The 17,998-nt window shown below is 55.6% G+C and carries 29 protein-coding genes; 14 read left to right on the top strand and 15 right to left on the bottom strand.

The window, feature by feature from the left end; all coding sequences use genetic code 11:
- Positions 1-3: 3 nt before the first annotated feature.
- The 12 genes from NM686_RS14790 to NM686_RS14735 all read right to left on the bottom strand — a co-directional run bounded on the left by NM686_RS14790 (position 4) and on the right by NM686_RS14735 (position 7,747).
- On the bottom strand, positions 4-1,257 hold the full coding sequence (locus NM686_RS14790) for a PBECR2 nuclease fold domain-containing protein (protein ID WP_255188627.1): 1,254 nt from the start codon (positions 1,255-1,257) through the stop codon (positions 4-6).
- Entirely contained in the window at positions 1,254-1,562 is a 309-nt protein-coding gene (locus tag NM686_RS14785) for a hypothetical protein (RefSeq protein WP_255186418.1), read from the bottom strand. The genes NM686_RS14790 and NM686_RS14785 overlap by 4 nt, the downstream gene beginning before the upstream one ends.
- The gene (locus tag NM686_RS14780) at positions 1,559-3,112 is read right to left on the bottom strand and encodes a DUF935 domain-containing protein (RefSeq protein WP_255190517.1); all 1,554 of its coding nucleotides are present in this window, start codon (positions 3,110-3,112) and stop codon (positions 1,559-1,561) included. Before NM686_RS14780 ends, NM686_RS14785 begins: the two co-directional genes overlap by 4 nt.
- A gap of 1 nt (position 3,113) precedes the next feature.
- Positions 3,114-3,308, bottom strand: coding sequence for a hypothetical protein (locus NM686_RS14775; RefSeq protein ID WP_255188625.1), 195 nt, complete (start codon positions 3,306-3,308; stop codon positions 3,114-3,116).
- Positions 3,298-4,992, bottom strand: a complete 1,695-nt coding sequence (terL, locus tag NM686_RS14770; RefSeq protein WP_255188624.1) for a phage terminase large subunit — start codon at positions 4,990-4,992, stop codon at positions 3,298-3,300. Before terL ends, NM686_RS14775 begins: the two co-directional genes overlap by 11 nt.
- A 170-nt stretch (positions 4,993-5,162) precedes the next feature.
- Positions 5,163-5,510, bottom strand: a complete 348-nt coding sequence (locus NM686_RS14765; RefSeq protein WP_255188623.1) for a hypothetical protein — start codon at positions 5,508-5,510, stop codon at positions 5,163-5,165.
- Positions 5,503-5,997: a DUF1804 family protein gene (locus tag NM686_RS14760; protein ID WP_255188622.1), complete on the bottom strand. Its 495-nt coding sequence runs from the start codon at positions 5,995-5,997 to the stop codon at positions 5,503-5,505. Before NM686_RS14760 ends, NM686_RS14765 begins: the two co-directional genes overlap by 8 nt.
- Positions 5,998-5,999: 2 nt before the next feature.
- Positions 6,000-6,329 carry a hypothetical protein gene (locus NM686_RS14755; protein WP_255186409.1) on the bottom strand — a complete coding sequence of 110 codons (330 nt, stop codon included), beginning with the start codon at positions 6,327-6,329 and terminating at the stop codon, positions 6,000-6,002.
- Complete coding sequence (locus NM686_RS14750; RefSeq protein ID WP_255188621.1) at positions 6,310-6,816, bottom strand: hypothetical protein; 507 nt, start codon at positions 6,814-6,816, stop codon at positions 6,310-6,312. The genes NM686_RS14755 and NM686_RS14750 overlap by 20 nt, the downstream gene beginning before the upstream one ends.
- Entirely contained in the window at positions 6,813-7,124 is a 312-nt protein-coding gene (locus NM686_RS14745) for a DUF4406 domain-containing protein (protein ID WP_255188620.1), read from the bottom strand. Before NM686_RS14745 ends, NM686_RS14750 begins: the two co-directional genes overlap by 4 nt.
- The gene (locus NM686_RS14740) at positions 7,121-7,573 is read right to left on the bottom strand and encodes a glycoside hydrolase family 24 protein (RefSeq protein ID WP_255188619.1); all 453 of its coding nucleotides are present in this window, start codon (positions 7,571-7,573) and stop codon (positions 7,121-7,123) included. Before NM686_RS14740 ends, NM686_RS14745 begins: the two co-directional genes overlap by 4 nt.
- Positions 7,574-7,576: 3 nt before the next feature.
- Positions 7,577-7,747, bottom strand: coding sequence for a hypothetical protein (locus NM686_RS14735; protein WP_255188618.1), 171 nt, complete (start codon positions 7,745-7,747; stop codon positions 7,577-7,579).
- Positions 7,748-7,888: 141 nt separating this feature from the next.
- Here NM686_RS14735 and NM686_RS14730 point away from each other — a divergent pair, with 141 nt between their 5' ends.
- The 6 genes from NM686_RS14730 to NM686_RS14705 all read left to right on the top strand — a co-directional run bounded on the left by NM686_RS14730 (position 7,889) and on the right by NM686_RS14705 (position 10,947).
- Positions 7,889-8,095, top strand: coding sequence for a hypothetical protein (locus NM686_RS14730; RefSeq protein WP_255190509.1), 207 nt, complete (start codon positions 7,889-7,891; stop codon positions 8,093-8,095).
- Positions 8,092-8,805 carry a DUF2786 domain-containing protein gene (locus NM686_RS14725; RefSeq protein WP_255190508.1) on the top strand — a complete coding sequence of 238 codons (714 nt, stop codon included), beginning with the start codon at positions 8,092-8,094 and terminating at the stop codon, positions 8,803-8,805. Before NM686_RS14730 ends, NM686_RS14725 begins: the two co-directional genes overlap by 4 nt.
- A gap of 301 nt (positions 8,806-9,106) precedes the next feature.
- On the top strand, positions 9,107-9,289 hold the full coding sequence (locus tag NM686_RS14720; protein WP_255188614.1) for a hypothetical protein: 183 nt from the start codon (positions 9,107-9,109) through the stop codon (positions 9,287-9,289).
- A gap of 130 nt (positions 9,290-9,419) precedes the next feature.
- Positions 9,420-9,818 (top strand): single-stranded DNA-binding protein, encoded by a 399-nt coding sequence (locus NM686_RS14715; RefSeq protein WP_255190506.1) that lies wholly within the window; start codon positions 9,420-9,422, stop codon positions 9,816-9,818.
- A gap of 71 nt (positions 9,819-9,889) precedes the next feature.
- Complete coding sequence (locus tag NM686_RS14710) at positions 9,890-10,219, top strand: hypothetical protein (protein WP_255190505.1); 330 nt, start codon at positions 9,890-9,892, stop codon at positions 10,217-10,219.
- 173 nt (positions 10,220-10,392) lie between these two features.
- Positions 10,393-10,947, top strand: coding sequence for a phage virion morphogenesis protein (locus NM686_RS14705; RefSeq protein WP_255190504.1), 555 nt, complete (start codon positions 10,393-10,395; stop codon positions 10,945-10,947).
- Positions 10,948-11,079: 132 nt separating this feature from the next.
- On the opposite strand, the gene NM686_RS14700 is transcribed toward NM686_RS14705, so the two are convergent.
- From NM686_RS14700 to NM686_RS14690, 3 genes are read right to left on the bottom strand one after another with little or no spacing between them, the layout of a single operon-like run.
- The gene (locus NM686_RS14700) at positions 11,080-11,370 is read right to left on the bottom strand and encodes a hypothetical protein (RefSeq protein WP_255190524.1); all 291 of its coding nucleotides are present in this window, start codon (positions 11,368-11,370) and stop codon (positions 11,080-11,082) included.
- Between the two features lie 10 nt (positions 11,371-11,380).
- Positions 11,381-11,887: a hypothetical protein gene (locus NM686_RS14695; protein WP_255190502.1), complete on the bottom strand. Its 507-nt coding sequence runs from the start codon at positions 11,885-11,887 to the stop codon at positions 11,381-11,383.
- Entirely contained in the window at positions 11,884-12,288 is a 405-nt protein-coding gene (locus NM686_RS14690; protein ID WP_255190501.1) for a helix-turn-helix domain-containing protein, read from the bottom strand. Before NM686_RS14690 ends, NM686_RS14695 begins: the two co-directional genes overlap by 4 nt.
- Before the next feature lie 92 nt (positions 12,289-12,380).
- Between NM686_RS14690 and NM686_RS14685 the strand changes: the two genes are divergently transcribed.
- The 8 genes from NM686_RS14685 (at position 12,381) to NM686_RS14650 (ending at position 17,944) form a co-directional block, all read left to right on the top strand.
- Positions 12,381-12,566, top strand: coding sequence for a DNA-binding protein (locus tag NM686_RS14685; RefSeq protein WP_255190500.1), 186 nt, complete (start codon positions 12,381-12,383; stop codon positions 12,564-12,566).
- A complete protein-coding gene (locus NM686_RS14680; RefSeq protein ID WP_255190523.1) occupies positions 12,563-13,003 on the top strand; it encodes a helix-turn-helix domain-containing protein in 441 nt (146 codons plus the stop codon). Before NM686_RS14685 ends, NM686_RS14680 begins: the two co-directional genes overlap by 4 nt.
- Positions 12,996-14,051 (top strand): hypothetical protein, encoded by a 1,056-nt coding sequence (locus NM686_RS14675; protein WP_255190498.1) that lies wholly within the window; start codon positions 12,996-12,998, stop codon positions 14,049-14,051. The genes NM686_RS14680 and NM686_RS14675 overlap by 8 nt, the downstream gene beginning before the upstream one ends.
- Positions 14,052-14,251: 200 nt before the next feature.
- The gene (locus NM686_RS14670) at positions 14,252-15,943 is read left to right on the top strand and encodes a transposase family protein (protein ID WP_269021845.1); all 1,692 of its coding nucleotides are present in this window, start codon (positions 14,252-14,254) and stop codon (positions 15,941-15,943) included.
- Between the two features lie 10 nt (positions 15,944-15,953).
- Positions 15,954-16,931, top strand: coding sequence for an AAA family ATPase (locus NM686_RS14665; protein WP_255190495.1), 978 nt, complete (start codon positions 15,954-15,956; stop codon positions 16,929-16,931).
- Between the two features lie 2 nt (positions 16,932-16,933).
- Positions 16,934-17,134, top strand: coding sequence for a hypothetical protein (locus NM686_RS14660; RefSeq protein ID WP_255190494.1), 201 nt, complete (start codon positions 16,934-16,936; stop codon positions 17,132-17,134).
- Positions 17,135-17,159: 25 nt separating this feature from the next.
- Positions 17,160-17,396, top strand: coding sequence for a hypothetical protein (locus NM686_RS14655; protein ID WP_255190493.1), 237 nt, complete (start codon positions 17,160-17,162; stop codon positions 17,394-17,396).
- Positions 17,393-17,944, top strand: a complete 552-nt coding sequence (locus tag NM686_RS14650) for a hypothetical protein (RefSeq protein WP_255190492.1) — start codon at positions 17,393-17,395, stop codon at positions 17,942-17,944. The genes NM686_RS14655 and NM686_RS14650 overlap by 4 nt, the downstream gene beginning before the upstream one ends.
- Positions 17,945-17,998: the final 54 nt, after the last annotated feature.

Here is a 17,998-nt window from a genome sequence, read left to right as displayed (position 1 = left end):
GCATCACCTTATATATAGAGGCCGGCCGATTCGGCTATCGTCCAACCACGCGTCTGCTTGCGTTTTACTCGCCGTAATCTGGTCGCCAGCCCAGCCAGTACGGCCCCATTCATACGATACAGCGACAAATTGATTGCTATTGTCCACCTCGAACGCCCGCAAATAGCGCCGTTTCAGCCGCCACCGGCCGACATCCGCCTCATCGCGCACCCAATGCCACCAAATCTCATCCGGCTCCAGTAACGTCATCGCCAATAAATTGATATTCGAGACCAAATCAGCAGAAATCGCAACGCCGCCCGCACCATCGGCAAACAACGCCTTTGTAATCGCCAGCGTTGAACCAGCCGCATCGGTAAACGCCGCGCCTTCCTCCATCGTCGCCCCGAAAATCGACAAAAACTCCGCCACCGCCACCTCCGGCGCGATATCGGCCGGCAGCAAAATAGCCGGCGAAACCTTGGTCGGCTTCGGCATTTCCGGCACCTTAAACCCAGTCGGCCAGGGCTTATCGCGCTGTTTCAACACAGCGCCATATCCCGTCAACGGCGGCACCGTCGTCGGTTCCAGATAGGCCTTGCCGGGGTTATACGCAAAGCCGGGATCAATCCCCTTCGGCACCCGCACAGTGCGCGGCGACGCACCTTTGCTGCCGACCGTCTTTTCCTCCCACTCGATCGGCGGCGCGGTGTCCGGGCCGGTCATGCCTTTGGCCTGCCAGGCCTGTTCCGCTTCATAATTGGACAGCGAATTGACCCGGCACCGGCAACCCCAGCCGTTTTGCGGCATGTGCGTATCCCACCAGACGTCATCCGCCGACAAAATCAGCCCGTCCCAGGCCTTATGCTCCAACCGAGGATGCTCGATTGATGTGTGGTCATACTCCCAATACGGTCGCAGATGCTTGACCGCCACCATTTGCTGATAGCGTCCAGCGTTGTACGACTGATTGATATTGGTGTCGTAGATCACCTTGCTCCGCCAGCCGGCGGAACCGTTATAACTCCAGCCGTGCTTGGCCACTATCTCGTCAAACCGCCCGCGAAAATCCTCATAACCGCCGCCGTTCTGCTTGGCATCGAAAATCGCGTTATAGAAGTCTTCGACCAGCGCATCGTGCGCCGCCCCGGCCACGACAAAGGCGTGGCTGTGTTGCTGCTGCCAAATATCGGTCCAACTCGCGGTCGGCAGCTGGATTTTGGCCTTATAAAAATCAATCGCCTCTTTAAACGGCAGTTGGGCCGGCGAATCGGTCACAACGGTATCTCCCACAGTGCCAGTTGGCCCTTGGTGCGGATCACTCTGCCGCCGTAAGGCACTTTGCGGCCGATCTTGCGCCAGCAATGCACCAACTCAAACCCGGCCGCGGCTAATGCGGCTTTCAAATCGGCGATATCGCCACGATTGAGTTTACGTTGCGACAAATCCGCCGACAGCAGCACCGTATCCGGCCCGATTTTGTCCAATTTCACGACGGATACGAACGGCGCCGCATCCTCGAAGCGCATGCCGGGATCGAACGTCCGCGCCACGCCCTGCGTCCATTCGATATGCACACTCATTTTGCACCGCCGATATCGCCGCGCCCCGCTAAATGCGCCGCCGCCATGCCCAGCTGCAACGACCCGGCCCAGGCGTTACTATCCAAATTCAGCGCCTCGATGCCAGCAATCGCCTCATCAAACGAGCCCGCCGCCGCCACCACCGCTGCAATCTGTTGAATCGCCGCCTCTTCGTGTGGCATGCATAGCGCGGCCAATTGTTGGCTGTAATTGCCGACGATATCGCCGTCCTGTTGTTGCTTGGCCAGTGCTGCCAATCGGGTTAATGCCGCCCCGGCTTGGGTCGGCGCGGGCGATTTGCCGGACACCGTTAAAATCTTCGCGTCCTTGCCAGCCTTGGGGATCTGCAACGCCTTATGCGCCCAATCCACATCGATCTCCATGCCCATCGCCGCCGCCAGATCCAGTACCTCAGCCATCGCCTTTTGATCGACTTCATCAGAGGTATCATGCCGCGCTTCCGGCATACGGTCTTCGGCGAACATGCCGTTCAATAACGCAATCGGCCGGACGATATCGCGGTTAATGGTCGGGTCGATCTGCCGCACATCGTGCAGCATGATTTCACGTCGCACCTTGTCGTGAATCGCCCCCAGCGCATTGGTACTGGTCTTGCCGTCCGCCTGGCTGGTCAACGTGCCGCCCAGGATCGCCATCGATTGCTTGCGCTCCCAATATTGGATCGCGTTCAAAAAGTCGGTGACATTGCCGGTCGAGGTTTGGGTGACGAAATCGATGGTCATGGTGCTGGGCACGATGCCGGCACCGTCGTTGCCAATATTGCGCACCGCGCGCAGCAGCTGATCGCGCTCGGCCTTACCGATGCCGGCCGGATACTTACCCAGTCGCAACGGCATGCCGTACACTTCCAGGAAGCGCTGCATATCGCGCACGTTGTAGGCTTTGTAGGCATAGGTCCAGGCCAGCACCCGGAACAACGCGGCTTGTTCGATGTACCCCGACTTCGCCCGGTGCTCGTGGATCACCCAGCCCCACGGCCGCAAGGCTTCCGTCATGCCGTTTTTGCGGTACAGCAGATCGCCGGTTTTGATGTCAATCTCCAACTCGCGCTGCGGCACCCAATGCAATGCCGCCGGCACCCACTCCGCGCCGGTCCGCCATTCGATTTCCAATGCCGCCAGGCCTTTACCGATGGCATCGGTTAAATCGTACTGCGCATCTTCAAAGCGCGGGATCTGACACAGCATGTCTTTCAGCTCTTTAGTCCTGTCGATCTCCGCCTGGGTGGCATCGTCTTTCGGATGCAAGTCCCAATTCAACCCAGTCACCGCGCGGCGGCGCTTGGCCAGCTCCGAAAAAATATGCGCGTCCTGCTCTTCGACCAACTCGAACAGCGTCGCCTGATCGGTGATATAGCCCTGGTCGGCCTGGGCAAACGCATTCGCCAGCCGGGTCGGGTCCAGCGTGTTGACGCTGTTGTAATTCATCGGCGTGCTTTGCGTGGAGCGGGCACCGGCTTGCAACACTTGCAGGCCTTTCTTGCTGACGCCCGCCAGCGCGGCCAAGGCGGCTTTGGCTTGTTTGATCATGTTATGCCGGTCCTATGAGTTTGATGCTATCAATCGTCAAATCCGGCTCTTCATCAGCCATGATTTTACGCACCGCGGCTTCATCCTTTGCATACAACCCTACTGTGTATACCGCACAGGAAATTCGTTCATCTGAACTTTTAGTTTTGCTACAGCTAACCTCAAATTCAAATAATTCTTCATCGTCAATCATCATCCCAATCCTCGTCATAATCGCTATTGCCCCGGCTGGTGGAGCGCCGCTGGCCGCGACTGCTGCCTGCCGGCGTGTAATCCCACTCGCCGCCAAACTGTTTGGCGATTTGCCACAGCATTTCCAGCGCGTCCGGGCCGTCGTCGTGGTCCGCTTCCGGCCAAAACTTCAGCTGCTCTATCAATGTGGACTGGCTGCGGTGTAAGCGAATTAGCCCGTTGTTGATGTGCGGTTGCAAGCTAATGATGCGCAGCGCCTTGTCGGTATCCGGTTCCACTGGAATGCCCGGAAATGCAATGCCTTTCAGCGCCGCACGCTTGAGTATCTCGGTGTGCAAAAAATACTGATACTGAATGGTCTCCACGACCCAGGCCATACAGCTATATTCGGCTTGCAGATCGATGGCGCGGCTGATGATCAAATCGGGCACGCGGCGGGCGATATCGGCTTCAACCACATCCAGTGTCATTGTCCGCCGGTCCAAACCTCCGACCAGAATCGCTGATGGGTCACCCTTCGGCTTGCCTTTTTTGCCCAGCGAGGGATCGATAGAGCCGAAAAATATCCACTCGGCCAAATGATTGACCCAGAAATGAACGCCCTTAAACGGCGCGTTTTCATCGTTGCCGGCTTCGTTTTGCTGCTCTTGGGAAAACGCGTCGTGATTGATCGCCCGCATGCACATCAACCGGTACAGAGGCCGCACCTCCGGCCAACTGACCACGGCTCCGGCATCCATCGCCTTCTTGTGCTTTTGGTAAAACGCCAGCGCCTCGGCCTCGAACTGTTCCTTTTCGTCATCGTCACCGCTACGGGTGTACAACGCTTCCCACTGGTCCCAAAGGTCCATCCGGTCCGGCCATTTCAAAATCGAGCGGAACACCTTGCGCCGCCAGCCCGGCGCGCGGCTGACACGGTTGATAGCTGCGTCGTAATGCAAACTGGTGCCGACCCAAAACACATCCATGCCGCCGCCCGGTCCGGCCAAGCCCAGCACCGCGCTGAGTACATACTTCTGCACCTTGTCGCGCTGGCCCTTGTCCTTGACGTTCTCGTCGTTCTCCAGATCGTCCAGGAAGATCAAATCCGGCCGATGCGGGCCGTGTTTCATACCGCGGATTTTCTTGCCGGTACCGCCGATGCGAATCTTGATGTTGTTGGCGGTGATGGCCGTGGTCGCCTGCCACACCCGGCCCCGGCCGCAGGCGTCCGGAAAGTCCATCATCAACCGTGGATTGGTGTCCAGCTCGGCCTTGATGCTTTCCAGCATCTCCGCCGCCTGTTCCTCGGTGTTCATGATGATGCCGATCATGTGCTTGCGACCGGTGACGATGCACCACAAGCTGCCGAGCTGGGTTTCGTAGGTCGATTTCGCCTCGCCGCGCGGCGCTTGATGCACCTCGCGGCCATCGGCGGCGCCGTCGATCACTTGCGGAAAGCGCAGGAAGATGAACTCGTGAAACTGGCTGAAATGCGGCGTCGGCACATAATGCGGGAAATAGGTTTTGCAGAAATAGCCGTAGTCGTGCCAGGCGCGTTCCCGCCGCTCGCGGCTCGCCGCCGGATCGGTATCGAACGCCTCGCACTCCAGCTCGATCTGCTGACGGATTTGCTCGCCGAGTACCGCAAGCTCTTTCTCGAACTCGCGCCAGTTGCGGACTTCTTGGATGTCGATGGCGTCAGACATGGTCATTCCTACCAGCGAGGCCAAGGGCTATCTGGTTTCTGCCAATGGAACCATCAGTCTCATCGGTTTTATCGGTGAACCTATGAAAGCAACCAAGACAGCGTTTTTTCGAGTCAGATTCTCCGCAACCAGGGCAAGGTTTGCTTAATTCGATCTTGATGTCGATGGATTCAGACATGGTCAATTAGCCTTTGTGCATCAACATTGCGATCATCCTCAGTCGCGATATTCAGCAGCCGCTTTATTTTTTTTAGGTATTCATCGCCATACTGCTGAAAATACTCCGCTACCAACCTGGGATTAAAAGCCGGCCCGTGCGGAACACCCAAATCAAAATTCTCGGATAATGCGATCATTTCAGACCGTCTCAATTTTTTGCCCGTAAAAAAGCTCAGTAGCTCAGTCTCGCATTCAGCGACAGCGCGACAACCGCCCATGTGGTGACGATATCGAAAGGCGATCGCGGCGATTTGTGACTCAGGCGTTTGGCCATCGGATTGCCATGGACGATTACCCATAGCGCTTCCCCAACACCGCCCCAATCTCATCAATATGCGGCTGCAAGGCCCTTAGCGCCTGTGGATCGCGCTTTTGCAGCAAATCCACTACGGTTTTCAGCGTATCCAGCGCCACGCTCAGCCCGCTAAACTGCGGATTGATGCGGCTGAATGCCTTGGCAAACTTGGCATGCGCGTCGGCCAGCTGCGACAGCACGCCGGCTTTTTCGTGGGCGGGAATGGTCGAACTGTCCAGCTCGCGTGTCGTCGTCAACACCAGCCGGGCAAAATCCTCGATCATGTTCTTGTTCAACTCGTCGATGCCTTGCTCGCTGATTCGATACGCCGCCCGTGCGGTGTCCCAATCGTCGCCGCGTTCCTTGCCCAGCCGCTTCCACTCGCGCGCCGTGTCGTAGCTGACATTGCCGCAAGCAGCGGCGGCGGTTAGCGCCATGCCTTCGACGTACATGCGGCGGACGTTGGCCCGTGTTTCAGGAGTGTGCGCCACGTTCAGCTCATCCGTTTCAGCACTTCAACCATGCCGGCCACCAGCGCGCCGCCGGCCCCGCCGCCCAAAGCGCCGATCTTGGCCACCTTCTCGATGATGCGCTTATCCTCGCTTTGCAGCTCGCCGATCTTGGATTCAACCGCATCCAGCCTATCGGCCATCTTGTCTTCCAGCCTATCGATGCGGGCATTGCTGGAGGTCTCGATGCGCCGCATGTCCTCGCGCAAATGCTCGATCGACGCCAGGATAGCCGCATGCATGGCACGGATTTCGCCGGTCAAGTGGCCTATGTTTTGCGCCAGGGCGGCTTCGTTATTGTTTTGTTCGGTCATCGGGTCTTCCTGTCTCGAAATCAATCAATGTGTTTAGCCGGGCTCGGCAGGTGTCGTATTGCCATTGGGCGTTGCCGATCCAGCCGGCGACGTCGGTATCGGTGGCAACGGCGCCACCTTCTGTAACAGATGGGCCGGCGGTTTCGGGCACGGTTGGATCATCACGCGGGGCGCGGTTGAGCAGCCGCACAGCATCATTGCCAAGACAAGCGCGACCAGTAGTAACTTTAGAAAGGGCACGGGATACCTCCAGGGTGCGTTGGGTCAGTTGGGTTTCGGTTTTGGCCAGCTTGTCCGACAGCGCAAAGCCGCGCTCCTGCTCATCGGCCAACCGGCGCCGGTACAATTGCTCGGCATCCGCCAGGGCAGCGGCTTGGCTGGCCTTTAAAATGGCGATGTCGGCCCTGCGTAGCATGTCTACCGCGCCACCGCCCGCCAGCAGGCCACCGACAGAGCACAGCAAGGCCACGATAAACAACGGATTCATACGGCCTCCTGTAATAAATCGTCGACCATACGGGTCGGCATGCCCAGCTGCGTGGCCACCTCATGTTCGATGGCCGCGCCGCGCGAGCCGGACCAACCCGGCAGCAATACCACCATGTCGCAGGTCAGCATTTGCCGAATCGACATGCGCATATACAAATGCCAATCGTTATTGGCTGGCGCCGGATTTTCCGCCGGGTTTTCGACTACAAAACCTTTGGCGCGCAATTTGGCAGCCGTGGTATTAAACAGCGGGTAATTAAAGTCGGCGATACCGGTCATCGGGCCGGCGAGATAGAGTCTGCTCATGCCACCACCCCGCCAGCCTCAACATAAGCCTTCTGCAATGCCGCCAACGTATTTTCATGCTGGCCATAACCGGCGCCCGGAAAGCTGGCCCAGATGTTGGCGCACTTGGCCACCGCCACCTCAAACCGGCCGGCATCCACATCCGCCAGGGCTTTTTGCTCCCTGATCTGCTGAATGGCAACCGCGTCTTGTGAGGCCGGCGAAAAATCCGGAAGCTTTAGCTGTTTTTTGTAAACATCCCAATAGCGCATCAAAAGCTGATAACGCCCGGCAGCGGTGGATTTGAGGCGGGTATTGAGTTGCACCAACTTACGCGGATGGTCGGAAAAATCCGTAAATACCGTACCGCCCACAATCACATCGTAACCATTGTGCCGCGTGGCCTTACAGGTGCTGGTACCCTCGGAATGGGCAATCATGTCCAAAAACGCTTTGCGATTGGCATTCATGGCCTACTCCGCACGATCCGGCAATGCCACACCCAAACCGCCAACTACAAACGTGCCAGCCGCTAACACAGGCTGTACATCTTTACCAAACCACCAAAACACCACCGCCACCAAGCCAGTGACCACGAATACCAAGCCCCGCTTGGTCGATGCCTCGTGCAAATTTATTTTCATATCGTCTCCTGTTGCTGATTACTGCCTTTCGGAGACTGCAGAGTACGCGCGCGCGCGAGGCTTGATGAGGCTGGAAACGTTTCCAGCGCTGCCCGGGTGACACAGCCGGCGTAGAGTGCGCGGCCAGAACAGGAGGACACCATGCGCTATACCAGACCGGCCAAACACATACCGCAACCCGATATTCCAGAAAAACCACCCATTCAAACATGGCGCTACGGCTGGCACATCAGGCCCGGCTCGCTCTGGATTGGCGCCCACTGGTCGGCGGCCAACAAGCGCCTATGTATCAACCTGCTGCCGTGCGTGACGGTGTGGGTGGTGATGCCGGGAGGGTTTGCGCCGTGACCGCTGCCGAACTGAAAAAGATTGCCGACAAAATAGCCAAGTGTCTGGCCTTGGCAGCCAGCGACAACCCGGCGGAAGCCGAAGCCGCCAAGCGCCAGGCCGATGCGTTGATGAAGAAGTACAACCTCACCAGCGGAGATGTGGCGGCGGCTGCGGTGCATGAAGAAACCAGCGACACCAAGTCGGTGCATCGACCGCCGGTTTATCTCAGTCAATTGGCCGGCGTGATTGCCGATGCATTTGGTTGCGCCGCGGTTAATTCGATTGGGATCAATAACGCCTTTTTCAAACGCAATACGGTCATCCGTTTTATGGGCGTCGGCATCAAGCCGGAGCTGGCTGCCTACACCTTCGACGTGCTAAGCCGCACTCTCAAACGCGACCGCACGAAGTACGCGGAATCGTTACGAAAAAACCTGAAACGCGCGACCAAAATCCGCCGTGCCGATTTGTTTTGCCAAGCATGGGTAACGGGCATCGCTCGCCAGGTGGAGGAATTCGCCGGCACCGAGCAAGAGCGCGCTGCCATCGCCGCTTACAAACAGGCTACCTTTGGCGATCGATTGAAATCGGACGACCGATCTGGCGCATCCTCCAAACATGGTCACGACTGGAAAGCCCAAGCGGCCGGTTTGGATGCCGCCAAGGATGTCTCGCTGCATAAGCCCGTGCAAGCCAAGCGCGGGGCATTGTTGGGAGTGGGACATTGAAAAGCCTGTTTTTGCAGTTGATGCTAAAGCATTTACTGATATGGCTGTTCGGATGGTGCATTTGGGGCATGGCCCATCATGAGGTTGCTACAGAGTGCAAACTCCTAGGCAGGTTTTACGTTGGCAGCCAGGTGTTCGAATGCCAACCGAAATAAATATGCGATGTGCAATTTATGATTGAATTTTTCGCCGCCTGGTTAATTTTCGGCGTGCTGGCAGTGGTTACCGGAAGCCCTTTGGCATTTTTTTTCGTTGGCGTAGTGACCGGGGTGTTCTGGGCTGTGTATGCAACGACTGTCAAATGAACTGGCAAGCCCGCGCCGACCGCAAATACCAACGCATCAAACAGTTTTACTTGAGCCGTGGGCGCACGGAAGAACAATGGCAAGCCATAGCCGCCAACCCGCAGAAATTCAACCGCGTGTGGCGGGCCATGTTGCACCTGCCAGCGGATGACAAACCACCACCCAAGGAGTGTCGATGAGAGCTTTTTTAAACAGACCGTTATTTACCGGCAGCGCCCTGATCATAGCCGTGCTGCTGTGTTTAATCCTATATAGCCCGGCCATCATGACCCAACTGACGCGCTGCTTAACCCAACACTGGAGGTCAGCATGCTAAACAAAGCCCAACTCATTGGCCGCCTGGGCGGCGACCCGGATGTGCGCTATCTGCCCGACGGCACACCCACCGCCAGCATTACCTTAGCCACCACTCGCCGCTGGAAAGACCGCAACACCCACGAGCGCAAGGAAGAAACCGAGTGGCACCGCATCGTGTTCTTTGCCGGCCTAGCCAAAGTGGTGATTGAATACGTCAAAAAAGGCCAGCAAATCTATGTGGAAGGCCGTTTAAAGACGCGCAAATGGCAAGACAGAGACGGCGTGGAACGCTACACCACGGAGATTATCGCCAGTGAGATGCACATGCTAACGAGTAAAAGCAACGGAACCGGGCCTGCGGCAACGAATGTCCCGGCGGGTGATGATTATGACGATGATTTGCCGTATTAAAGAAACAATCGCGCGTAGATTCTTTCAGAAAGATTGCCTTTTAGTTAACAATCAAACTAACGGATAGTGTCATGAACAATACAGGTTTTCCGTGCCTTGAAGGCTATGACGCATGGATAGACATGCGTAGAAATAAACGGTCGGCATGCGAACTAATGGTTTCAATAGAAGCAAAGCAAGCCAAAATTCATCATGCTAAAGGCTATTTCTGGCTTGAATTTACGGCACCAGACAAATCATTTATGGGCTGGATGCGTTTTGATTTTCAGCAAGTCATAAAGAACCAAGCAATTTTTGCAGCAGCGGAATGGCGTCCGGCAAATACTCAAGCGCCTGCTTTAAAAGATGTGTTGTTGCCGTCTTCAGTGCCTCAGCAGGCAGGGATCGAATATGCTCGATAAGCTTGCTCTTTTCAGGCTAATGTTCAAAAACAGCTGGTAACGTTTCCAGCACTGGCAGTTCGTTTATGCAGATGTACAGTACCAAAAAACCGAGGGCCAAGAGCTCCAACGCTGAGCGCCGCGAGCGCCCAACCTCAGAGGGCCTTTGAGCCCCATTTTTTGTCGAGGTCTTTATGCAGTTTGAACTTGAATTTGATACCAGTCATTTAACCTATGTGTTACGCGCCGCACGGGGCGAAATTGAGCATCCGGAAGGCATGCTGGATAGCATTGGCTTTACGCTACTCCAGCAGAACAGAAAACGACATGATGCTGGCCTCGATCCAAACGGCCAGCCATGGAAGCCATTGTCTCCGCTGACGTTACAAGCCACTGATCCAAAAACCAAACAGCCCATCAAGCGGAAAAGCCAACAACCCTTGCTGCGGTCTGGTGAAATGCTCAAGGCACTTCATAAAGATGTAAACGGCGACGAACTACGTGTCTTTTTTTGGGGCAATGTCGAAGCAGAACGGGCACGTTACCATCAGTTTGGGACAAAGCCGCGTGTGATTACCCCGCGCAACAGTCCCGTCTTAGCATTTGCCGGTATCGTTACCAAGCGCGTCAATCATCCTGGCTTACCAAAGCGCGAATTAATTGGCTTTCCGGATTCAGACCGAGACTTGGTAGAAAACGTGGCAACCGATCATCTTCAACGCGTATTGCAACAGGCGAGGGCAAAATAATGCAATCGGTAAAAGTACAACTGTTACCGAAAGGCACCATCGGTGTTGCTGAATTTCTAGCAATGTTCGCAACAAATGCCCCTATCGACAACGGAACGAAGGTTGAGCCGCGATATAGTTTTTCGTCCTTAGTTAATGCTGATGCGCCGAATACTCACAACTTCCCGTCCGCACTTCCCGATCAATCCGAGTCATAACGCTTTCCTGATTTCCCAGCAACAAGCCAACCGTTTCCAGTTCCCAGCGGGAACGGAAGGTGAAACCCATGACAGCGACACCAAAATCGGCCTGGTAATCAGGCCGTCTCCCGTCGCCGCCTTTTTGCGCCTCTAAAACCACCGCCTGACTGGCGGCGCTTTTATCCTGCATTACCGTTGCCGTCATTTGCGCGGCGATTTTCAATAATTCGATTTGTTCGTTCATGGGTTATTCCCTATTTCCCATCCGGCTTGGATGCACTGATAAACAATCCCATGCCCTCGATATGTGACGCCGAATAACTGATGCCGTCCATGACAACCGGCTTAACTTTTTTACCGTCAAAGGCATCGCCGATCAATTTCATAACTACTTCAGAGACTTTATCTTTTTGAGTCTTGGGCGATAGGACATTCGCCATGATGAGGGAGCCAAACAAGATGTCTGCACCGGATTTGACTGTGCCGTCACCGCTGGCCAGACTCATCACTTCGTGAATTTTATCGTCGCGGTACGACACCAAATAACTGACAAATTCGCCAGATTCATAGCTGCGCGTACACCACACGTCGCAGGTAGCCGGTTCCGTGCTGGTAGACAACGGTTTCATCTTCATCGACTTGAGCGCGGCGTTCATCTGCTGTACCCATGGATCGAGCGGGATGTTCAGCTTTGGCGGTGGTGGCGTTTCTGCATGCGCTGTTCCAATCGTCAGCATCGCGACGGCTAAAAATTTTTTCATTCCTTGTCTCCTTCGTTGGTGGGTTCAGGCTCTTCGCCGGTTTGCATCGCTTGGTAAACCGCAGGCATATCTGTCCATGGGATACCGTTTGATTCTCTTAAAAATTGCAGGCCTTTAAGGCCTTGCTCATGCAAGTTTCTGGTTGCCAATATCCGGCAATGCCTCAGATAGCCTAATTCCGTTGGCGTGTGCGCGACGTTTTCGGCGCGGATGCCGGTAATCACATAGCCAACGTCAACGCCTAGAGCCGCCACCTTTGCCAGATAGCGGCCTTTAGGTGTCGTTTTGTTCGATTCGTAAGCGTGTTGCGTTTGCTTTGTTGCCCCGCCCGCTTCTGCAAACGGTGTTTGAGAGATTTTTAAGCGCTCTCGTTCTTCTCTTAGTCTTGCGCCAATAGTCATGTAAATATTTCCATTACGTTGTTGACAATGGAAAGAAATCTTTCCATAATTAAGCCGTATTCAGCATTTAACGGCCAACAGGAGGCGAGATTATGACACCGCAAGAAGCTAAACAAAAATTGATTGAATCCGGCGTGACTGCCGCCGAATACGCGCGCAGAAATGGTTTTAAGTACACCCAAGTCATTGCTGTGTTGAATGGCACCAATAAGGGTCGCTATGGAGAGGCACACCGCATTGCGGTTGCGCTGGGTTTGAAACAAGGAGAAGCGACATGAACCTAGGTCAACGCATCACAGAATTGCGCAAATCCATGAGTCTGAGCGAGGCCGGTTTTGCCGAGCTGGCAGGCATCGACGAGAAAACCCAGATCAGGTACGAAAAAAACAAGTCAGAACCGACTGCCGGTTATTTGCGGGAGATGGTCAAGCTGGGCGGCAGTTTGAATTACCTGGTGACTGGCCGCCATCCCGAAGATAACAGGTTTCAGCCCCGCAGCCATGCCGAGCTGATGGTGATTTGCGAAAAGGTTTATCGCGAAAAAGCCATAAACACCCAAGGTCTGTTGGATAGCGATGTGGATGAAATCATAGCCATATTCAGGCGGCGTGGCGGATGGCCGCTGTTGGTGGCAGGCATGTGGGACGGTCTTGTTGTACCCAGTGAGGCGCATGAAGCCATCAAACAATGGCGCAAGGAGAATGGTCATGGCTGAAATAGATTTCGACTTGGATATGGACGAACTGCCGCCAGTACGCACCTTTATTGATGGTGAATTGGTTGATTTGGATGCTGAGCTACAAGCTGTTGCGCCAACAAATCAAATCCCCAAACAACGGGGATTTGCGATTAACGTGTTTGATGACGCAGATGATGCGGCGGCAACCGGGCTGGGAATTTCATTAGTTGGTCCTATAGAGACTTGTTTGCAGCGTGCAGTATTGGCGCAAAACGTAGCAGCGTCGTTAGTGCTGGAGGCTGGTTATTTGCTGCTGAAAGTGAAATCCGATAGCCAGCACGGTGAATTTGAAAAGCGATTGAAAGCACATGGCATATCAAGTCAGCGGGCATCCGAATTGATGGCATGCGCCAAGCTATATAGCCGATTGGAGCCCGAACAGCGCAAACAGGTATTTTCATTGCCGAAAACCAAGGTGATGGCTTTAGCCGCTGCCGACCCAGAAGTAGTACAAGACTTTTTGGATGATCCAGGTGTTGATTTGACGTTGAACGTGCGTGAGCTACGCCAACGCCTGCGCGATGTGGAAAGCATCCATAAGCAAACTATCGGTATTCTGCAATCGGATAACACCGCACTAAAAGAAGAAAACATTCGCTTAAAGCAAGACAGCCTCAGGGCGTACCACTTCGAGCCGCAAACCCACCTGGTTCGAGAAGAATGCCTGGCCCATCAAGCCGAGTGTGAACTGGCTTTAAACAGTCTGCGACAGCTTTTTGATGACTGTATCAACGACGACAACAAAGTCGAGCGCGATCTACGCATTGAACAAGCCTGGGTGACGATTCATGTGGTAGCGGCGCGGGCTATGGATGCCTTGGCTTTCTTGCGCGGTTATGGCCTGGAAGGCATGCCGGAGGCCATCGGTATACAGCATCGGATGCTGGACGATGAGGCGCTGCGCTGGCTGGACGATTACGAACAGCTGGAACGCAAGCACCTCAAAGCTAAAGCCAATCGCCAGGAAAAGCGCGATGCCGAGAAGCCCAAAGGTCCAGGCCGCCCTAAAAAGGGTGGTGATTAGAGGGAATAGGCCATGACTCAGTTGTTAGAGCTGATAGAAACCCCATTTGGTGACTACGAAATTGATCGGTTAGTCGATCCTCCTCGGTATTACAAGCTTGAACCGTCGAGAGCATTAACAGGTCAGGCAGCTCGCGAAAACGCTTTGGTCCGGCACCGTGTGTCAAAACGGATTATCCAAGAGGTATTGGAGAGTGTGCGATGCGCCGCAACAGCAATCAATTAGTACAACGGATGGACAATAACAGCCTTGCCGTTCGCCCCACCGCCCAGGTCATCGCGCTACGCCAGCGCGACCCGTTTTCCGAAGCCAGCGAGCAGCAGCGGGCAGTGGCTATGGCCCGGTTGGATATTGCTTGCAAGGTGATTGACATGACCAAAGAAGGTTTTAGCGAACGCAAGGCCATTGAAACCCTGCTGAATCAGGCGGCTACCGGTCGTTTGCAACCCTATTACCAAGCCGTCATGAAAACCGCCGCCAAAAACGGCCGCCTGGCACCCAGCAAAAGCCCGATTGCCGAGTGGGTTAAAACCGTGCGGGAAGGTGGCGGCAAAGTTGAGTTGTTAGAAGGTCATAAGGGCCGGGTATTGAAAGAGCAACCGGCTTGGTGGGGGCCAGCCTTGGAGTATTACAACCAGCCGGGCAATACCGAAATAGCGGTGGTCTGGCGTTTATTAACCGAAGTGGAGGGATTTGCAGTGACGTATGACCAAGTGCGCAACTACCTAAACGGCGTGCCCGCCATGCTGGGTCGCTACAGCCCAGCGCGGATCGGCAAGCGATTGTATCGCCTGACCGAAAAGCAATACATCCGCCGCTGTACCGACCGCTGCCAAGCTGGTGACGTGTATGTGGCCGATGGTTATATGGCGGATATCTTTTTGTTCAATCCGGTATCCGGCAAGTTGATGTGGAGACCAGAGCTGACCATCTGTATGGACTTGCGCAGTCGCTTTATACCGGGTTGGCGCATGGATGAACACGAGGGCACCACTGCCGTACAGAACCTGTGGGCGGAAACCTTCGCCCGCTGGAACCATGTGCCCTTGATGCTGTATGTGGACAACGGTTCCGGTCATAAAAATAAGTTGATGAGCGATGCCGTCACGGGATTTTACGTGCGACACAACATTGAGGTGATTCACGCCATCCCCGGCAATCCGCACGGCAAGGGCTGGATAGAACGTTTTTTTGTTGAGGTCAAGCGCGACTTTCTGAAAACCTGGAAACCGGCGTTTTACTGCGGCGATGACATGAATGACGAGGCCCGCGCCGAAACCCGCAATCGAGCGGAAAAGGATTTTAAGGAGGGCAAAATCAATCCGCCCACGCCTCAAGAGTTTGCCATTGCCTTTAATGCTTGGCTGGAACGTTATCACCAACGTCAACACCCGGAAGAAAAAACCAAAACCAAGGCGGCTTTGTGGGGTGGTTTATCACCCTTGCCACCGCAAGCGGATTTGCTGGAGATGAAACGCCAAGCGGTCACTTTGACGGTGCGCCGGGCCAGCGTCAAGCATAAACAAGTGGAATACGGCCACCCGGACTTACACGCCTATAACCACAAAGAGGTGGTTTTGGAGTACGACTTGATGGATTACAGCGTGGGCGTGATACGCGACCTGGATGGGCGCTGGATTTGTAACGCCAACCTGATCACCGCCATTGATGCTGTCGCACCTAACCGGTTGGAGAAAAAACGCATGGAGCGCCAGGAACATCAACAACAACGCGCTCAACGCAAGCTGGATGAATTGAAACGGCAGGCCGGAATCACCATCGATGCCCACAGCGTCGCCGATGACGCCTTAACCCTGATCGGCAACAGCAGTACCCCCGTATTACCTACACCCGAGATCGACATCGATTTCGACAACTTTGGATTTGAGTAAGGAGAAGCCCGTGAACGCGGAAAAACAAACACAAGACAACGTCGTGTCTCTGTACCCGGCGCATTACAGCCCGGATGACATCAAGCAGATCGGCGAGATCAAAGCCTGGATGGCGGAAACCAACTACAAGCAGGCGGCGCTAGCGCGCTTGGCTCGCATATCCTCCAGCAGCCTCAGTCAGATTTTAGGCGGCACCTACGCCACCGCGCCAGGCGTGCTGTTGCTGAAGATTAGCAACGCCATGAAACACGCGGAAGACCAAGCCGCCGATAGCGTAGTAGCGGTGGAAACCGGCGTGTACCGGGTGGCGATGTCGGCGTTTCAGATGGCGCGGCGCTACAAGAACTTCTCGGTATTGAGCGCGTATGTCGGCACCGGCAAGACCTTTGCCGCCAAGCATTACCTGCGCAACACCCCGAACACTTATTTGATCGAGGCCACGCCGACCATGACCGTGCAAAGTTTGGTCAAGCTGTTGGCGCGCATGGTGGTGGGTTTTGACAAGGGCAGCATCGATGACAAGTTTCGCGGCATCGTCGATGAACTGAAGGACACCGACAGCCTGTTGATCGTAGACGAAGCGGAAACCTTAACACCGCACGTGCTCAACACCTTGCGCCGTTTGCGCGACATGGCCGGGATTGGCATTTGTTTGGTGGGTACCGAACACCTGAGCGGCATCGTCCGCAGCAAAAATCAGAACTTCGACCAAATCAGGAGCCGTATCGGCTATTGGCGGGAAACTATCGAACGCATCAGCGCCGACGACGCCCGTGCGCTGACCGAATCGGCCTTTGCCGATGACGAGATTGCCGATGATGTCGCTGCACGGCTGTATGCCTACAGCCAGGGCAGCGCCCGCATGTTGATGGAGGCCATCGTACCGGCCATCAAGCAAGCCCGGTCAGGTCGCGAATTGAGCGCGGCGTTGGTGGATGCGGTGGTGCAAAAGGCCTTGTGTTTGAAGCCGTTGGCGCTGGAGAAATAGCGATGAGCACATTTTTAATCAGCATCGAAGACAACGAAAAAGGCGTGGTCATCAAAGCCCACGACATGCGCCACCCATCGGATGACAAAACCGTCGCGCACAGCATGGGCTGTTTTCTGGTGGATACCTTAAACCAATACCTGGCCGCGCATGGCGTGGAGCGCGCCGTCAATGTGCAAAGCGTTGGCCGCCGCGTGCATTAACCCTGCAACTGAATAGGAGTGAGTCATGACAGAACCGAAGCCTCAATACACCGTTACCCACCAGCCGGAAGGCGGTTACGCCGGCTATCTGCTCCGCATCATCGACGCCGAGCGAGCCTACGCCGCCTGGCTGCATGCGCAAATGACCTATGCCAAATCAGACAAATGGTCCGGCTGGATTGCCGCCGTCGGGCTGGGCGTGGTCTGCGCGCTGATGTGGTGGCAGTGGCCGGCCGCCGTCGTGCTGGAGTGTGCACGGTGAGTAATGCCTGCGCCATACCCTGCCCGTATTGCGGCAAGGACGTCGACATCGTCCAGGCCATGGAAATGGTGGCCGGCAACGAGTGGACCGAGTTGCTGGGCGGCTTGCCGATCAGTTTGGTCGGGGCGCTGCTGCGGTATCTGGAGCTGTTCAAGCCCACCAAGCAGGAGCTGCGCTGGAGCCGCCGCTTGGCGCTGACCAAGGAGCTGGTGCCGCAGATCAAGGCCGCGCAAGTCAAGCGCAACGGCATCGTCTACTCGGCGCCGGCGGCGATGTGGGAAGCGGAAATGATGAAACTGGTCGTCAACCGGCCGGAATCGCTGGTGCTGCCGCTGAAGAGCAACGGCTATCTGCTGAGCATGATCGCCGGTCGCGGCGAACGGGCGGCGGCCAAGCTGGAGCAAGACAAGATCGAGCAGCAACGCAACCGCAGCAATGTCGGCGGCGCGCCGGTGTCGGTGGCGGAACTGGCGGCGACCGCGCAGAAGAAGGCCAAGAGCAAGCCGCCTGCCAACTGGAAAGGCGGCATAGCGCCGGATACCTCGTAGGGTGTCGACTCTGGACCGATATGCATTCCCACGGGGGACCGTGGGAACGAGAAA

This window comes from Methylomonas rapida (genome assembly GCF_024360925.2).
In the GTDB taxonomy this organism is placed as follows: domain Bacteria; phylum Pseudomonadota; class Gammaproteobacteria; order Methylococcales; family Methylomonadaceae; genus Methylomonas; species Methylomonas rapida.
The sequence above is the reverse complement of the archived record's forward strand: the minus strand, read 5'-3'. Positions and strand labels throughout refer to the sequence as shown.

Excerpts from the sequence above, each read along its gene's own strand:
- NM686_RS14735 (WP_255188618.1), bottom strand. The coding sequence starts at position 7,747 with ATGAAAATAAATTTGCACGAGGCATCGACCAAGCGGGGCTTGGTATTC.
- NM686_RS14655 (WP_255190493.1), top strand. The coding sequence starts at position 17,160 with ATGACAGAACCGAAGCCTCAATACACCGTTACCCACCAGCCGGAAGGC.
- NM686_RS14785 (WP_255186418.1), bottom strand. The coding sequence starts at position 1,562 with ATGAGTGTGCATATCGAATGGACGCAGGGCGTGGCGCGGACGTTCGAT.
- NM686_RS14660 (WP_255190494.1), top strand. The coding sequence starts at position 16,934 with ATGAGCACATTTTTAATCAGCATCGAAGACAACGAAAAAGGCGTGGTC.
- NM686_RS14730 (WP_255190509.1), top strand. The coding sequence starts at position 7,889 with ATGCGCTATACCAGACCGGCCAAACACATACCGCAACCCGATATTCCA.
- terL (WP_255188624.1), bottom strand. The coding sequence starts at position 4,992 with ATGTCTGACGCCATCGACATCCAAGAAGTCCGCAACTGGCGCGAGTTC.
- NM686_RS14710 (WP_255190505.1), top strand. The coding sequence starts at position 9,890 with ATGAACAATACAGGTTTTCCGTGCCTTGAAGGCTATGACGCATGGATA.
- NM686_RS14780 (WP_255190517.1), bottom strand. The coding sequence starts at position 3,112 with ATGATCAAACAAGCCAAAGCCGCCTTGGCCGCGCTGGCGGGCGTCAGC.
- NM686_RS14705 (WP_255190504.1), top strand. The coding sequence starts at position 10,393 with ATGCAGTTTGAACTTGAATTTGATACCAGTCATTTAACCTATGTGTTA.
- NM686_RS14680 (WP_255190523.1), top strand. The coding sequence starts at position 12,563 with ATGAACCTAGGTCAACGCATCACAGAATTGCGCAAATCCATGAGTCTG.
- NM686_RS14685 (WP_255190500.1), top strand. The coding sequence starts at position 12,381 with ATGACACCGCAAGAAGCTAAACAAAAATTGATTGAATCCGGCGTGACT.
- NM686_RS14750 (WP_255188621.1), bottom strand. The coding sequence starts at position 6,816 with ATGAATCCGTTGTTTATCGTGGCCTTGCTGTGCTCTGTCGGTGGCCTG.
- NM686_RS14695 (WP_255190502.1), bottom strand. The coding sequence starts at position 11,887 with ATGAAAAAATTTTTAGCCGTCGCGATGCTGACGATTGGAACAGCGCAT.
- NM686_RS14745 (WP_255188620.1), bottom strand. The coding sequence starts at position 7,124 with ATGAGCAGACTCTATCTCGCCGGCCCGATGACCGGTATCGCCGACTTT.
- NM686_RS14755 (WP_255186409.1), bottom strand. The coding sequence starts at position 6,329 with ATGACCGAACAAAACAATAACGAAGCCGCCCTGGCGCAAAACATAGGC.
- NM686_RS14775 (WP_255188625.1), bottom strand. The coding sequence starts at position 3,308 with ATGATGATTGACGATGAAGAATTATTTGAATTTGAGGTTAGCTGTAGC.
- NM686_RS14675 (WP_255190498.1), top strand. The coding sequence starts at position 12,996 with ATGGCTGAAATAGATTTCGACTTGGATATGGACGAACTGCCGCCAGTA.
- NM686_RS14765 (WP_255188623.1), bottom strand. The coding sequence starts at position 5,510 with ATGGGTAATCGTCCATGGCAATCCGATGGCCAAACGCCTGAGTCACAA.
- NM686_RS14690 (WP_255190501.1), bottom strand. The coding sequence starts at position 12,288 with ATGACTATTGGCGCAAGACTAAGAGAAGAACGAGAGCGCTTAAAAATC.
- NM686_RS14740 (WP_255188619.1), bottom strand. The coding sequence starts at position 7,573 with ATGAATGCCAATCGCAAAGCGTTTTTGGACATGATTGCCCATTCCGAG.
- NM686_RS14720 (WP_255188614.1), top strand. The coding sequence starts at position 9,107 with ATGAACTGGCAAGCCCGCGCCGACCGCAAATACCAACGCATCAAACAG.
- NM686_RS14670 (WP_269021845.1), top strand. The coding sequence starts at position 14,252 with ATGCGCCGCAACAGCAATCAATTAGTACAACGGATGGACAATAACAGC.
- NM686_RS14715 (WP_255190506.1), top strand. The coding sequence starts at position 9,420 with ATGCTAAACAAAGCCCAACTCATTGGCCGCCTGGGCGGCGACCCGGAT.
- NM686_RS14700 (WP_255190524.1), bottom strand. The coding sequence starts at position 11,370 with ATGAACGAACAAATCGAATTATTGAAAATCGCCGCGCAAATGACGGCA.